The organism is Salmonella sp. NW1250, assembly GCF_051812965.1.
GTDB lineage: Bacteria > Pseudomonadota > Gammaproteobacteria > Enterobacterales > Enterobacteriaceae > Salmonella > Salmonella enterica.
Map to the genome: position 1 here is coordinate 76,432 of NZ_JAMNDD010000017.1, position 14,259 is coordinate 90,690.

At 54.6% G+C, this 14,259-nt stretch carries 15 protein-coding genes; 8 read left to right on the forward strand and 7 right to left on the reverse strand.

Annotation, left to right across the window (positions count from 1 at the left end):
* From modB to NBA72_RS22245, 3 genes are all read right to left on the reverse strand, one after another.
* Positions 1 to 690 (reverse strand): molybdate ABC transporter permease subunit, encoded by a 690-nt coding sequence (gene modB, locus NBA72_RS22235; RefSeq protein ID WP_000604026.1) that lies wholly within the window; start codon positions 688 to 690, stop codon positions 1 to 3.
* Entirely contained in the window at positions 690 to 1,463 is a 774-nt protein-coding gene (gene modA / locus NBA72_RS22240; RefSeq protein ID WP_000951416.1) for a molybdate ABC transporter substrate-binding protein, read from the reverse strand. The genes modB and modA overlap by 1 nt, the downstream gene beginning before the upstream one ends.
* A 166-nt stretch (positions 1,464 to 1,629) precedes the next feature.
* Entirely contained in the window at positions 1,630 to 1,779 is a 150-nt protein-coding gene (locus tag NBA72_RS22245) for an AcrZ family multidrug efflux pump-associated protein (RefSeq protein WP_000891513.1), read from the reverse strand.
* Positions 1,780 to 1,907: 128 nt separating this feature from the next.
* On the opposite strand from NBA72_RS22245, the gene modE reads away from it, so the two are divergent.
* The 8 genes from modE to gpmA all read left to right on the forward strand — a co-directional run bounded on the left by modE (position 1,908) and on the right by gpmA (position 10,775).
* Complete coding sequence (modE, locus tag NBA72_RS22250) at positions 1,908 to 2,696, forward strand: molybdenum-dependent transcriptional regulator (protein WP_001147416.1); 789 nt, start codon at positions 1,908 to 1,910, stop codon at positions 2,694 to 2,696.
* A gap of 67 nt (positions 2,697 to 2,763) precedes the next feature.
* Positions 2,764 to 4,239 (forward strand): molybdate ABC transporter ATP-binding protein ModF, encoded by a 1,476-nt coding sequence (modF, locus tag NBA72_RS22255; protein WP_000096940.1) that lies wholly within the window; start codon positions 2,764 to 2,766, stop codon positions 4,237 to 4,239.
* Between the two features lie 170 nt (positions 4,240 to 4,409).
* On the forward strand, positions 4,410 to 5,318 hold the full coding sequence (locus NBA72_RS22260; RefSeq protein ID WP_042947973.1) for a DUF2167 domain-containing protein: 909 nt from the start codon (positions 4,410 to 4,412) through the stop codon (positions 5,316 to 5,318).
* Positions 5,319 to 5,540: 222 nt separating this feature from the next.
* Positions 5,541 to 6,557, forward strand: a complete 1,017-nt coding sequence (gene galE / locus NBA72_RS22265; protein ID WP_001265465.1) for a UDP-glucose 4-epimerase GalE — start codon at positions 5,541 to 5,543, stop codon at positions 6,555 to 6,557.
* 10 nt (positions 6,558 to 6,567) lie between these two features.
* Entirely contained in the window at positions 6,568 to 7,614 is a 1,047-nt protein-coding gene (gene galT / locus NBA72_RS22270) for a galactose-1-phosphate uridylyltransferase (RefSeq protein WP_042947976.1), read from the forward strand.
* Between the two features lie 2 nt (positions 7,615 to 7,616).
* Positions 7,617 to 8,765, forward strand: a complete 1,149-nt coding sequence (galK, locus tag NBA72_RS22275; protein ID WP_023193990.1) for a galactokinase — start codon at positions 7,617 to 7,619, stop codon at positions 8,763 to 8,765.
* Complete coding sequence (gene galM / locus NBA72_RS22280) at positions 8,759 to 9,799, forward strand: galactose-1-epimerase (protein ID WP_000931428.1); 1,041 nt, start codon at positions 8,759 to 8,761, stop codon at positions 9,797 to 9,799. Before galK ends, galM begins: the two co-directional genes overlap by 7 nt.
* Before the next feature lie 223 nt (positions 9,800 to 10,022).
* Positions 10,023 to 10,775: a 2,3-diphosphoglycerate-dependent phosphoglycerate mutase gene (gpmA, locus tag NBA72_RS22285; protein ID WP_000301556.1), complete on the forward strand. Its 753-nt coding sequence runs from the start codon at positions 10,023 to 10,025 to the stop codon at positions 10,773 to 10,775.
* Between the two features lie 90 nt (positions 10,776 to 10,865).
* On the opposite strand, the gene NBA72_RS22290 is transcribed toward gpmA, so the two are convergent.
* The 4 genes from NBA72_RS22290 to NBA72_RS22305 form a co-directional block, all read right to left on the reverse strand.
* Positions 10,866 to 11,642 (reverse strand): ABC transporter ATP-binding protein, encoded by a 777-nt coding sequence (locus NBA72_RS22290; protein WP_042947977.1) that lies wholly within the window; start codon positions 11,640 to 11,642, stop codon positions 10,866 to 10,868.
* Positions 11,642 to 12,721, reverse strand: a complete 1,080-nt coding sequence (locus tag NBA72_RS22295; protein ID WP_042947979.1) for a FecCD family ABC transporter permease — start codon at positions 12,719 to 12,721, stop codon at positions 11,642 to 11,644. Before NBA72_RS22295 ends, NBA72_RS22290 begins: the two co-directional genes overlap by 1 nt.
* Positions 12,722 to 13,100: 379 nt before the next feature.
* Positions 13,101 to 13,799 (reverse strand): triphosphoribosyl-dephospho-CoA synthase, encoded by a 699-nt coding sequence (locus NBA72_RS22300; protein ID WP_023238012.1) that lies wholly within the window; start codon positions 13,797 to 13,799, stop codon positions 13,101 to 13,103.
* Positions 13,800 to 13,917: 118 nt separating this feature from the next.
* On the reverse strand, positions 13,918 to 14,259 hold a 342-nt coding region (locus tag NBA72_RS22305), incomplete at its 5' end, for a sodium ion-translocating decarboxylase subunit beta (RefSeq protein ID WP_139363361.1).

The window sequence follows — 14,259 nt, forward strand, 5'->3', positions numbered from 1 at the left end:
TTAGCGCCCCGTCCGTTCACGGCTAATCCGCGCCAGCCATTCAGAAATCAACAGCGAAATCAGCGCTAATACAATCGAAATCACGCACAGCCTCGCCGCCGCGCTCTCCCCGCCCGGCGTCTGGATCAAGGTATACATGGCGGAAGGTATGGTGCGGGTTTCACCCGGAATATTGGAAACAAAGGTAATGGTCGCGCCAAATTCGCCAAGCGAACGGGCAAACGCCAGCACCGTACCGACAATAATGCCCGGCAGGGTAAGCGGTAAGGTGATAGTCAGAAAAACGCGCCAGCGCCCGGCGCCCAGCGTTCTGGCGGCCTGTTCAAGCTTGATATCCACCCCCTCCAGCGCCAGCCGAATGGCCCGCACCATCAGCGGGAAGGACATCACCGCCGCCGCCAGCACGGCGCCGCGCCAGCTAAAGGCAAACGTGAGACCGAACCAGTCATACAGCCACTGGCCAATAAACCCGCGTCGCCCCATCGACACCAGCAGCAGATAGCCGACCACCACCGGTGGCAGCACCAGCGGCAGATGCAGGACGCTATCAAGTAAGGCTTTGCCCGGAAACCGGCATCGTACCAGTAACCAGGCAAAAAAGATCCCAAACGGCAGGCTAAACAGCACGGCCAGGGAAGACACTTTCAGGCTAAGAAGGACAGCCTGCCATTCTGGATCGGTCAGTATCATTACTTCGTCGTAAATCCATAACGTTTAAAGATTGCCGAGGCCTGCGGTCCTTTCAGGTAATCATAGAACGCGCTGACGGTCGCATTTTTATGCCCCTCCACGATAGCGATGGGGTATTCCACTTTTTTATGTGAATCTTCCGGGAACGTCGCCACCACGTTGACCCCCTTGCTGGCGACCGCATCAGAACCGTATACAATGCCCAAAGGCGCTTCGTTACGTTCGACCAGCGCCAACGCGCCGCGCACATCCTCGCCCGGCGCCAGTTTCGGTTCAAGCGTTTGCCATGCGCCCAACTTTTGCAGCGCTTCTTTGGCATAAATTCCCGCCGGTACGTGTTGCGGATCGCCCACCGCCAGACGCCCGCCGTTCAGCAGACGAATCCAGTCCGTTTTGTTGTCGATGGTAAACGGTTTCTGCTCGCTGGCTTTCGGCGCTACCACCACCAGGCTATTGCCAAGCAATGTTTCGCGCGTCGTGGTATCCACCGCTTTTTTATCGGCTGCGTAATCCATCCATTTCTGGTCAGCAGAGATGAACAGATCCGCCGGCGCGCCCGCTTCTATCTGGCGCGCCAGCGTTGAAGAGGAGGCGAATGAGGAGACCACATCCACATTTTTCTCTTTTTTATATTCTGCCGCAATGTCTTGCATCGCGTTCGTTAGCGACGCGGCGGCGAATACGGTGATCTTGCCTTCATCCGCCAGCGCATGACCAGCGATGACGAAAGATAATGTCGCCCCTGCGACCAGGCGTAACCAGGAATGCGCCATCTGTAACTCCTTGTGCGTTTCGTTATGTAAACGACAATATAACGATAATCTCAGGGGTTTCCCAGCGGTTATTCATACCCATTAACGATTAAACACAGAAAATATCGGCAGGAAAAGCAGGATCTTGAGTAACAAAAACGCCCGACTGAGCGGGCGTTTGGGGAAATCAGCGGTTCTGTCTGGACTGGTCTTTCTGACCGATACCGGAAAAAATGTTGAACACCTCACCCAGACCGTAAATCAGACCGAGGATGATGGCCATCACTACCGGTACCATGATGACGGCGAATACCAGACTTTTTAATAACTCTAACATGGGCAACTCCAGATATAGTCCTTTTTGTATTTTAACCGCATCACACAGAAAAGCACTCCCCTTTTGTGCGGTCGGCTTTGCGCTGACGCGCTTTTCAGTCACAATAGTCTTTTTACCAGGAGCTGGTTATGCAGGCCGAAATCCTTCTTACCCTGAAACTTCAGCAAAAGCTTTTTGCCGATCCCCGACGTATCTCTCTGCTGAAACACATTGCGCTTTCCGGCTCGATTAGTCAGGGCGCGAAAGACGCGGGAATCAGCTATAAGAGCGCCTGGGATGCGATAAACGACATGAACCAGCTTAGCGAACATATGCTGGTTGAACGCGCAACGGGCGGCAAAGGCGGCGGCGGCGCGGTATTAACCCGCTATGGCCAGCGTCTGATCCAGCTTTACGATTTGCTGGGCCAAATTCAGCAAAAAGCGTTCGATGTGTTAAGCGACGATGACGCCCTGCCGCTTGACAGTCTGCTGGCCGCTATCTCCCGCTTTTCACTGCAAACCAGCGCCCGAAATCAGTGGTTCGGCACCATTACCGCCCGCGATCGCGATCAGGTGCAACAGCATGTCGACGTGCTGCTGGCCGACGGCAAAACGCGGCTCAAAGTCGCGCTGACGGCGCAAAGCGGCGAGCGTCTCGGCCTGGAGGAGGGAAAAGAAGTGCTGATCCTGCTAAAAGCGCCGTGGGTTGGCATTACCCGGGATGCAGCCGTTGCGCGCGCCGCTGACAATCAGTTGTCGGGAACGATCAGCCATATTGAGCGCGGCGCGGAACAGTGTGAAGTGTTGATGGCGCTGCCGGACGGTCAGACGCTGTGCGCCACGATACCGACTGCGGATGCCGCCACGTTAAAGGAAGGCGATGACGTGATTGCCTGGTTTAATGCGGACAGAGTGATTATTGCAACGTTGTGCTAAGCACATTGACATCCGTTGCCGAAAGACGTATCCCTGTCATTCATCGCTGCAAAAAATGGGATGCAAAATGTCATCGTTGCAAATTTCGCAAGGCACGTTTCGTCTGAGCGATACAAAAACACTTCATCTGGATTCGCTGACGCTCAATGCGGGCGATAGCTGGGCATTCGTTGGGGCTAACGGGAGCGGGAAGTCGGCGCTCGCCCGCGCGCTGGCGGGTGAACTGCCGTTATTAACAGGCGAGCGCCAGTGTCGGTTTACCCGCATTACTCGTCTGTCCTTTGAACAATTGCAAAAGCTGGTCAGCGATGAGTGGCAACGTAATAACACCGATATGCTCAGTCCTGGCGAAGACGATACCGGGCGCACTACCGCGGAAATTATTCAGGATGAAGTTCACCATCCTGCCCGCTGTGCGATGCTGGCGCAGCAGTTCGGCATTTCCGCTTTACTCGACAGGCGTTTTAAATACCTTTCTACCGGCGAGACGCGAAAAGCGCTGCTGTGTCAGGCGCTGATGTCTGAGCCGGAGTTATTAATCCTTGATGAACCGTTCGACGGGCTTGACGTGACCGCCCGTCAACAACTGGCGCAACGCCTGACGGCGTTGAACCAGGCGGGTATGACCCTGGCGCTGGTACTCAACCGTTTTGATGAAATCCCGGACTTCGTGCAGTTTGCCGGCGTGCTTGCCGACTGTACGCTGGCGGAGACCGGAACGACGGCAGAGTTACTGCAACGGGCGTTGGTCGCTCAACTCGCGCACAGCGAGCGTCTGACCGACGTACAATTACCCGAACCGGACGAACCTTCCGCCCGCCATGCGTTACCCGATGGCGAACCACGGATCGTACTTAACGATGGCGTAGTCTCGTATAACGATCGCCCTATCCTCCACCACCTAAGCTGGCGAGTCAATCCGGGCGAACACTGGCAGATCGTCGGTCCTAACGGAGCGGGTAAGTCTACGTTGCTTAGCCTTATTACTGGCGATCATCCGCAAGGCTACAGCAACGATCTTACGCTGTTCGGGCGGCGGCGAGGAAGCGGCGAAACAATCTGGGATATCAAAAAACATATCGGCTACGTCAGCAGCAGTTTACATCTGGATTACCGCGTCAGTACCACGGTACGCAATGTCATTCTCTCCGGCTATTTCGATTCTATCGGCATTTACCAGGCCGTTTCAGACAGGCAACGAAAACTGGCGCAACAGTGGCTGGATATTCTGGGAATCGATAAGCGTACGGCGGATGCCCCCTTCCACAGTCTCTCCTGGGGACAGCAGCGGCTGGCGCTGATCGTGCGCGCGCTGGTTAAACATCCGACAGTGTTGATTCTGGATGAGCCGCTGCAAGGGTTGGACCCGCTGAACCGCCAACTGGTACGCCGTTTTGTAGATGTATTAATTCGCCAGGGAGAGACCCAACTGCTGTTCGTTTCCCATCATGCAGAGGATGCGCCTGCCTGTATTACCCACCGGCTGGAATTTGTACCAGAGGGCGAACGTTATAAGTACGTTTCCGGACGATGCAATAATTAAATGTATTATCAGAATGGCGCCGCGCGCCATTCTGGAACCACTCTCCTTTTATTAAGAATAATAATAACGGTCGATAAGCTTACTATCTCTTGAATCGCTGACCGCCTCATTGTCATAATAATCCTGAAATTTTCGACAATGATGTCGTATGTGAATATAAGGGATTCATTATGGCTTTTCGTTTTCCACAAATAATACTATTTTTACTGGCAGCTATTTTATTTTGCCCCAGCAGTTATGCTGAGCAAAAGCCGACCGCTGCGCAGGAAGCGCGTAAAACCGCCGTTGAGGTCGCTGTTGAAGGCATGAGTCGCGCCGCCGTTGCGGGTCCGAAAAAGATTAGTTTAGGTGACAAAGCCACGCTTAATCTACCGGAAGGATTTACCTGGATACCCGCAAAAGAAGCGGCGGTATTTATGCGTGAAATTGGTAACTATGTTGACGATGAATATTTTTACGGTCTCGTATTTAAAAAGGAAATGAATGGATTTATTTCTATCGAATATGATGATTCTGGTTATGTAAAAGATGATGATGCAAAAAATTGGGATGCCGATGAATTAATGGATAACCTGCGCAAAGGCACAAAAGAAGCGAATAAAGATCGTATTGCAAAAGGCATTGAGCCGATAGAAATTATTGGCTGGATCGAGAAGCCTACCTACGATGCAACCAATCATCGTCTGATCTGGTCCGCCGCCATCCAGGATATCGGCACCAACGAACCACTGAATGAACAAGGCGTGAACTACAACACCTATCTGCTGGGACGTGAAGGCTATTTTTCTTTAAATCTGGTGACCGACAGAGGTTCTGTTGACCACGAAATCCCTCTGGCGAAAAGAATTCTCAGTTCCGTCAAGTTCAACGCTGGACAACGCTACGCTGACTTCAACGAATCAACGGACAAAATAGCGGAGTATGGGCTCGCCGCGCTGATTGGCGGTATCGCGGCCAAAAAAGTAGGTCTGCTTGCTATGCTCGGTATCGCGCTGCTTAAGTTCTGGAAAGTGACCGCCATCGGCGTCGTCGCTGTCGGGGCGCTCGCCAGGAAGCTACTCTCGCGTAAAAAAGACTGACAGCTCCTGCCCCGTCCGTTTCATTCCCAGGCGCGTAACGCGCCTTTTTTTCGGATAAAAAGCAGAAGCATTCTCAAGCCAGATGATTTGTAATCATTTAATTGATATAAATGCGTAAAATCACCAGTGTGTAAACGATTCCACTAATTTATTACATGTCACACTTTTCGCATCTTTGTTATGCTATGGTTATTCCATACCATAGGCTTAACGGAGCGAATTATGAGAGTATTGGTTACAGGTGGTAGCGGTTACATTGGAAGTCATACCTGCGTACAATTGCTGCAAAATGGTCATGACGTCGTCATCCTCGATAACCTCTGCAACAGCAAGCGCAGCGTGCTGCCCGTGATTGAACGTCTGGGCGGTAAGCACCCGACCTTTGTCGAAGGCGATATTCGCAACGAAGCGCTTATAACCGAAATTCTGCACGATCACGCGATTGATACCGTGATTCACTTTGCCGGCCTGAAAGCCGTCGGCGAATCGGTCGCCAGGCCGCTGGAGTACTATGACAACAACGTCAACGGTACGCTGCGGTTGGTCAGCGCCATGCGTGCGGCCAACGTTAAAAACCTTATTTTTAGCTCCTCCGCCACCGTTTATGGCGATCAGCCCAAAATTCCTTACGTCGAAAGTTTTCCTACCGGCACGCCGCAAAGCCCCTACGGCAAAAGTAAATTGATGGTAGAACAGATCCTCACCGATCTGCAAAAAGCCCAGCCGGAGTGGAGTATTGCGCTGCTGCGTTATTTCAACCCGGTCGGCGCGCACCCGTCGGGCGACATGGGAGAAGATCCGCAAGGTATTCCGAATAACCTGATGCCCTATATCGCCCAGGTCGCCGTGGGTCGTCGCGAATCGCTCGCCGTTTTCGGCAATGATTACCCGACCGAGGATGGCACCGGCGTGCGCGATTACATTCACGTTATGGACTTAGCCGACGGGCACGTCGTGGCGATGGAAAAACTGGCGGACAAATCCGGCGTACATATTTATAACCTCGGCGCGGGTGTCGGCAGTAGCGTCCTGGATGTGGTCAACGCCTTTAGTAAAGCCTGCGGTAAACCCATTAATTACCACTTCGCGCCGCGTCGCGACGGCGATCTCCCGGCGTATTGGGCGGATGCCAGCAAAGCCGATCGCGAGCTGAACTGGCGCGTCACCCGCACGCTTGACGAAATGGCGCAGGACACCTGGCACTGGCAGTCACGCCATCCGCAGGGATACCCAGATTAAGGACGTTGTTATGACCCCATTTAATCCCATCGATCATCCGCATCGCCGTTATAACCCGCTTACCGGCCAGTGGGTTCTGGTTTCGCCGCATCGCGCAAAGCGCCCCTGGCAGGGGGCGCAGGAAACGCCGTCTCAGCAAATGCTGCCGGCCCACGATCCGGACTGCTTCCTGTGTGCGGGCAATACGCGTGTCACCGGCGATAAAAATCCCGATTACAAAGGGACTTACGTCTTTACTAACGATTTCGCGGCACTGATGGCCGACACGCCGGATGCGCCGGACAGCCACGATCCGCTGATGCGCTGTCAGAGCGCGCGCGGCACCAGCCGCGTGATCTGCTTTTCTCCCGATCACAGTAAAACGCTGCCGGAGTTGAGCCTGCCCGCGCTGACGGAAATCGTCAGAACCTGGCAGACGCAGACCGCCGAGTTAGGCAAAACCTATCCGTGGGTGCAGGTCTTTGAAAATAAAGGCGCGGCGATGGGCTGTTCGAACCCGCATCCGCATGGACAGATCTGGGCCAACAGCTTTCTGCCGAATGAGGCCGAACGCGAAGATCGTTTACAAAAAGCCTACTTCGCCGAGCAGCGCTCGCCAATGCTGGTGGATTATGTCCAGCGAGAACTGGCGGACGGCAGCCGCACCGTGGTCGAAACCGAACACTGGCTGGCGGTGGTGCCTTACTGGGCGGCGTGGCCGTTCGAAACGCTACTGTTACCCAAAACGCATGTCCTGCGCATTACCGATTTAAGCGACGAGCAGCGCGACTCTCTGGCGCTGGCGTTGAAAAAGCTGACCAGTCGTTATGACAACCTGTTTCAGTGTTCCTTCCCCTACTCAATGGGCTGGCACGGCGCGCCGTTTAACGGTGAAGAAAACGCGCACTGGCAGTTGCACGCGCACTTTTATCCGCCGCTGCTGCGCTCTGCGACCGTCCGTAAATTTATGGTCGGCTATGAAATGCTGGCGGAAACCCAGCGTGATTTAACCGCAGAACAAGCGGCTGAACGCCTGCGCGCGGTCAGCGACATCCATTTTCGCGAATCCGGAGTATAAAAATGAATCTGAAAGAGAAAACGCGCGCGCTGTTTGCTGAAATTTTCGGCTACCCTGCCACCCACACGATTCAGGCGCCAGGCCGCGTCAATCTGATCGGCGAGCACACTGATTACAATGATGGTTTTGTTCTGCCCTGCGCTATCGATTACCAGACCGTAATTAGCTGTGCGCCGCGCGACGATCGTACCGTACGGGTGATTGCCGCCGATTACGACAATCAGGCGGACGAATTTTCACTGGATGCGCCGATCGTGACCCACGATAGCCAGCAGTGGTCTAACTATGTGCGCGGCGTAGTGAAACACCTGCAACAGCGTAACAACGCGTTTGGCGGCGTGGATATGGTCATCAGCGGCAATGTGCCGCAGGGCGCCGGGTTAAGCTCCTCCGCCTCGCTGGAAGTGGCGGTGGGCACCGTCTTCCAGCAGCTTTATCACCTGCCGCTGGACGGTGCGCAAATTGCGCTCAACGGACAAGAGGCCGAGAACCAGTTTGTTGGCTGTAACTGCGGCATTATGGATCAGCTCATCTCTGCGCTCGGCAAAAAAGATCATGCGTTGCTGATTGATTGCCGTACGCTCGGCGCCAAAGCGGTTTCCATGCCGAAAGGTGTCGCCGTGGTGATCATCAATAGTAACTTTAAGCGCACGCTGGTGGGCAGCGAGTATAATACCCGCCGTGAACAGTGCGAAACCGGCGCCCGTTTCTTCCAGCAGCCGGCCCTGCGCGATGTCAGCCTTGAGGCGTTCAATGCCGTTGCCAGCGAACTGGACCCGGTAGTCGCAAAACGCGTTCGCCATGTATTGAGCGAAAATGCGCGCACCGTTGAAGCGGCAAGCGCGCTGGAGAAAGGTGATTTGCAACGTATGGGCCAACTGATGGCGGAGTCCCATGCTTCAATGCGCGATGATTTCGAAATTACCGTCCCGCAGATAGACACGCTGGTAGACATTGTCAAAGCGACCATCGGCGATCAAGGCGGCGTGCGCATGACCGGCGGCGGCTTTGGCGGCTGTGTTGTCGCGCTGATCCCGGAAGATCTGGTTCCCGCTGTGCAGCAGGCCGTTGCGCAACAGTACGAAGCGAAAACCGGAATCAAAGAAACCTTTTATGTATGCAAACCGTCACAAGGAGCAGGACAGTGCTAAATGAAACGCCCGCACTGGCCCCCGATGGTCAACCGTACCGCCTGCTAACCCTGCGCAACAGCGCAGGGATGGTGGTAACGCTGATGGACTGGGGAGCCACTCTTCTTTCCGCCCGTATTCCGCTGTCTGACGGCAGCGTTCGGGAAGCATTGCTGGGCTGCGCCAGCCCGGAACACTACCCTGAACAGACGTCATTCCTCGGCGCCTCTATTGGCCGTTACGCGAACCGTATCGCCAATAGCCGCTATACGTTTGCCGGCGAAACCGTACAGTTAAGCCCAAGTCAGGGCGAGAACCAGCTACACGGCGGACCGGAAGGCTTTGACAAGCGCCGCTGGCAAATTGTGAACCAGAACGATCGCCAGGTATTATTCGCGCTCACCTCTGATGACGGCGACCAGGGCTTTCCCGGCCATCTTTGCGCCACGGCGCAATATCGTCTGACCGATGACAATAGAATCTCCATCACCTACCGGGCGACGGTCGATAAACCCTGTCCGGTGAATTTGACCAACCACGTCTATTTTAATCTGGACGGCGATCGGACCGACGTGCGCCAGCATAAGCTGCAAATTCTGGCGGATGAGTATCTGCCGGTAGATGAATCCGGTATTCCACGCCAGGGGCTAAAATCGGTAGCCAATACCTCGTTTGACTTCCGGATGCCAAAAGTCATTGCCAGTGAATTTCTCGCCGATGACGATCAGCGCAAGGTTAAAGGCTACGATCATGCTTTCCTGCTACAGACGCAGGGTGATGGCAAAAAGCCGGCGGCCCGTCTGTGGTCACAGGATGGAAAGCTACAAATGATGGTTTACACCACCGCCCCGGCGCTACAGTTTTATTCCGGCAATTATCTGGCGGGTACACCTTCCCGCGGACCGGAACCTTATGCCGACTGGCAAGGGCTGGCGCTGGAAAGCGAACTGCTGCCGGACAGCCCGAATCATCCTGAATGGCCGCAGCCTGACTGTATCCTTCGCCCTGGCGAGGAGTACGCCAGCCTGACCGAGTATCAGTTTATTCCGTTCTAACGATATGCCGCTACATGCCCGATGACGCAAGCTTATCGGGCCTACGCGCCATTGCCCTGCTCAAACCTCCACCACTTAAAGACAAAATCGCAACTCTGAGTTCACAAGAACCTTACACTGCGCCACTATTTTCGCTATGGTTATGCGTAAGCATTGCCGCCAACACCTCGCGGCAATATAATGAGAATTATTATCATTACATATGATTTATAGGAGTGAGAGTATGGCTGTAACTAAGCTGGTTCTGGTACGTCACGGTGAAAGTCAATGGAACAAAGAGAACCGTTTCACCGGCTGGTATGATGTTGACCTGTCTGAAAAAGGCGTAAGCGAAGCAAAAGCAGCGGGTAAACTGCTAAAAGAAGAAGGTTTCAGCTTTGATTTTGCCTACACTTCCGTACTGAAACGCGCTATCCATACGCTGTGGAACGTACTGGATGAACTGGATCAGGCGTGGCTGCCGGTGGAAAAATCCTGGAAACTCAACGAACGTCACTATGGCGCGTTGCAGGGGCTGAATAAAGCGGAAACGGCCGAAAAATATGGTGACGAGCAGGTTAAGCAGTGGCGCCGCGGTTTTGCCGTAACGCCGCCGGAACTAACCAAAGATGATGAGCGTTATCCGGGTCACGATCCACGTTATGCCAAACTGAGCGAGAAAGAGCTGCCGTTGACCGAAAGTCTGGCGCTGACCATCGACCGCGTTATTCCTTACTGGAACGACACCATCCTGCCGCGTATGAAGAGCGGTGAGCGCGTGATCATCGCCGCTCACGGTAACTCATTGCGTGCGCTGGTGAAATACCTGGATAACATGAGTGAAGATGAGATTCTTGAATTAAACATCCCGACCGGCGTGCCGCTGGTGTATGAGTTCGACGAAAACTTCAAGCCGCTCAAACATTACTATCTGGGCAACGCTGACGAAATCGCCGCGAAAGCGGCTGCCGTGGCGAATCAGGGTAAAGCGAAGTAATCACCTTTGCCGGATGGCGGTATAACTGCCTTATCCGGCCTACGAGCAATGGGTAGGCCGGATAAGCGCAGCGCCATCAGGCAATATGTCTTAAACAGCGATCACGCCGTCCAGCACCACCTGCAATTTCCCCTGCGAACAGCGCTCCACGCGTCCTCGTACCCGGTACACTTCAGCCAGACGCTCCGCAGTAATCACCGTCTCCGGCGCGCCGCTGGCGACCAGCCTGCCGTCTTTTAGCATCAGGACATGGTCACCATGACGCAGTGCAATATTAATGTCATGCGCCACGACTATCGTCACCCTATTTTGCGCCTGGGTATCCCGACGCACGAGATCCATTACGTGAAACTGATAGTTTAAATCCAGCGCACTGAGCGGCTCATCCAACAACAGAAGTTCAGGGCGACGAATCAGTGATTGCGCCAGACCCACTAACTGCCGCTGACCGCCGGAAAGCTGGTCGAGATACTGCAACGCCAGATGCGTTATGCCCAATTGCTCAAGGATAGCCAGTATCTGCGATCTGCCCTGCGCATTGTCTCTGCCGCCTGATGCCCGTAGTACCACGATAATCGACTCCAGTACATGCAGATGTACACCCTGCGGTAATGACTGCGGCAAAAATACAACTTTCTGCGCCCGCTCGGCAAACGATAACGACATGAGATCTTCGCCATCAAGCAGCGCCTCGCCGTCGGCGTTATTCAGCCCGGCCAGCGAACGTAGTAACGTCGATTTACCACAGCCGTTCGGCCCCAGCAAAATGGTAATTTTCCCGCGCGGCAGTAAGGGAACGTTGAGATCTGCAATAACCGGCTGAGTGGAATAGCTGGCGCTAAATGAGCGGAGCATTAACCCGCGCATCAGAGACTCCCCCGATGTCGCAATACAATGCTTAAAAAGAACGGAACCCCGACCAGCGAGGTGACAATCCCCACCGGCACCATGACGCCCGGAATACTATTTTTCGCCGCAATAGAGGCCAGCGATAACACCAGCCCGCCTATCAGCACGCTGCCCGGAAGGTAGAAACGGTGATCTTCCCCCAAAAGTATTCGCGCAATGTGCGGTGCAACGAGACCAATAAAACCAATCGGCCCGACGAAAGCTACCGCCAGCGCTGATAACAAGCTGATACGCAGCAATGACAGCAGGCGTAAACGGCGGACATGAACCCCAAAGCTCATCGCCCTCTCTTCGCCCAGACGTAATGCCGTGAGTTGCCAGGCGCTTCGTAACGCGCAAAAAAGCACAGCAATAAACACCACGGCCAGTACGCCCAATTTTTCCCACGACGCGCGGACCAGGCTCCCCATCGTCCAGAATACCAGCCCCTGCAGCGTATCTTCATCAGCCACAAACTGCATAATGGCGACCAACGCGTTAAAGGTGAATACCAACGCAATACCGAACAACACCACTCCGGATGCGGCGACGCCTGTCCAACGGGTAATACCGTCCAGGAGTAACGCGGATAAAAGCGCAAAGATGAACGCATTGACCGGGATAAACCAGGCGGCAGGAATACCGGGAATACCGATCCCCAACACAATCGCCAGCGCAGCGCCAAAAGCCGCCGCGGACGATACGCCAAGGGTAAACGGCGTCGCCAGCGGATTATTTAAAATGGTTTGCATTTCGGCGCCCGCTAACCCTAACGCCATGCCCACCAGTAGGGCCATCAGGGCATAGGGTAAGCGGATATCCCAGACAATAACGTGTATGCCCGCATTCACCTTTTCCGGCTGAAAAAGCGCCTGCCACAGCGCACTGAGCGGTAAACCAGAAGACCCACAGGTTACATCCACCATCAGTGAAGCCATCATCGCCAGCGCAATAGCTAACATGAGCACAGCCCGTTTTCGTATGATATGGCGATAGCGCGGAATGACGGGCGTGGAAGCGAAACCGGGGGCTAAAAGTGATTTGTCCTGACAGGTCATGGTTCGGGCTACGTTATTAATCAGAGGAGAATTATAGCGCCGAATTATTTCGTTATATATTTATTTATATTTCGATTGATGACACGGTGGCCTATCTCACCGGTTTCCAATAAATATCCTCCGGCATAGCCCTGTCTCTTGATCAGATCTCCTGATCAAGAGACAGGGCCTGGCTGGGGGTTTTCCATAGACAAAAAAAGCGTGGAGCCATCCACGCTTGAGGCTGCTGACAACGTGTAACCAGGTGGCAATGTTCCAACCACGGACCTACAAAAAGTACGTAATCTGTTGATATTCTCATTTCGTAAGTCAGGCAAAGCGCTAGCTGCCTCTCGCAGAAATGCCAACACAACAGATAATTGTCAGCAGTCCTCATTTTTCAGTCAGCAAATATCGGTCCGGCAGGGAATTTCGCCAGAAACCCGGTGACGGCCAGCAGCGACCATAGCCCGGGCCACTCAATCTGGCGCTCCCGCAGTTCATCATCCAGCGTCATAAGCGCAAACTCACCTTTATCGCCCAGCACGCCGCCCTGCCAGAGCAGCCGCTGCGCCTGCTGCCGCGCCCAGGGAGAATCGCTCTTCCAGGCCAGCAGGTGCAGCAGAGCCTGCTGCAGGCAGACACCGTGAGAATGTTGATCCCGCAACAGCCGCCGGTAAACCGGCAGCGATATGCTGCGCACGGTATAAAAACCGCTGCGGGTTTCGCTGTCAACATCTGCCATGCCAGCACAGAACTGACTGGCCAGGTCACATAAACGATTGTGCGTCAGCGGCTGGCGCAGGGCATCCAGACGACCTGCTGCGGCACACAGCAGCCCGCTCCTTTGCCGTTCTTGTGGCAGCGAATCAGGCAAAACCGCTACCGTTTCAGCCGCCCCGGCCTGCGCATGCTGTACGCCCGAGTCATAACAACGGACAAAGAAATCATGGCTGCCACGGACGATTGACGGGTGCGCCAGCAGATTCAGCGCCGGGTGCAGTTGTTCAAGCTCGTCCAGTGACGCCAGCGTATAATTGACAACCACATCTTTTGTCGACGCCCGGCCTTCCGGACGAAATGCTATGGTTTCATTCATCAAAGTCTCCTTATGGGACATTCCCGGAGGCGATGCTGCGCATCTGTCCGGGCTACAGATCCATGCAATCCGGTAGCCCGGACAGGCGCAACGCGCCGCCTCCGGGAAAGGAACAGATTTACATCGCCAGCACGTACTTCAGCATCACCCCGGCGGCTATCGCCGAGCCAATCACCCCCGCCACGTTCGGGCCCATCGCGTGCATCAGCAGGAAGTTCTGTGCGTCCGACTCCAGCCCCACTTTGTTCGATACGCGTGCCGCCATCGGCACCGCCGACACGCCGGCGGAGCCAATCAGCGGGTTAATTTTGTTCTTACTGCACAGGTTCAGCAGCTTCGCCATCAGCACCCCGGCCGCCGTCCCGATACCAAAGGCAATCACCCCCAGCAGCAGAATGCCCAGCGTCTGCGGCTGCAGGAACTTATCCGCCACCAGCTTCGCGCCCACCGACAGCCCGAG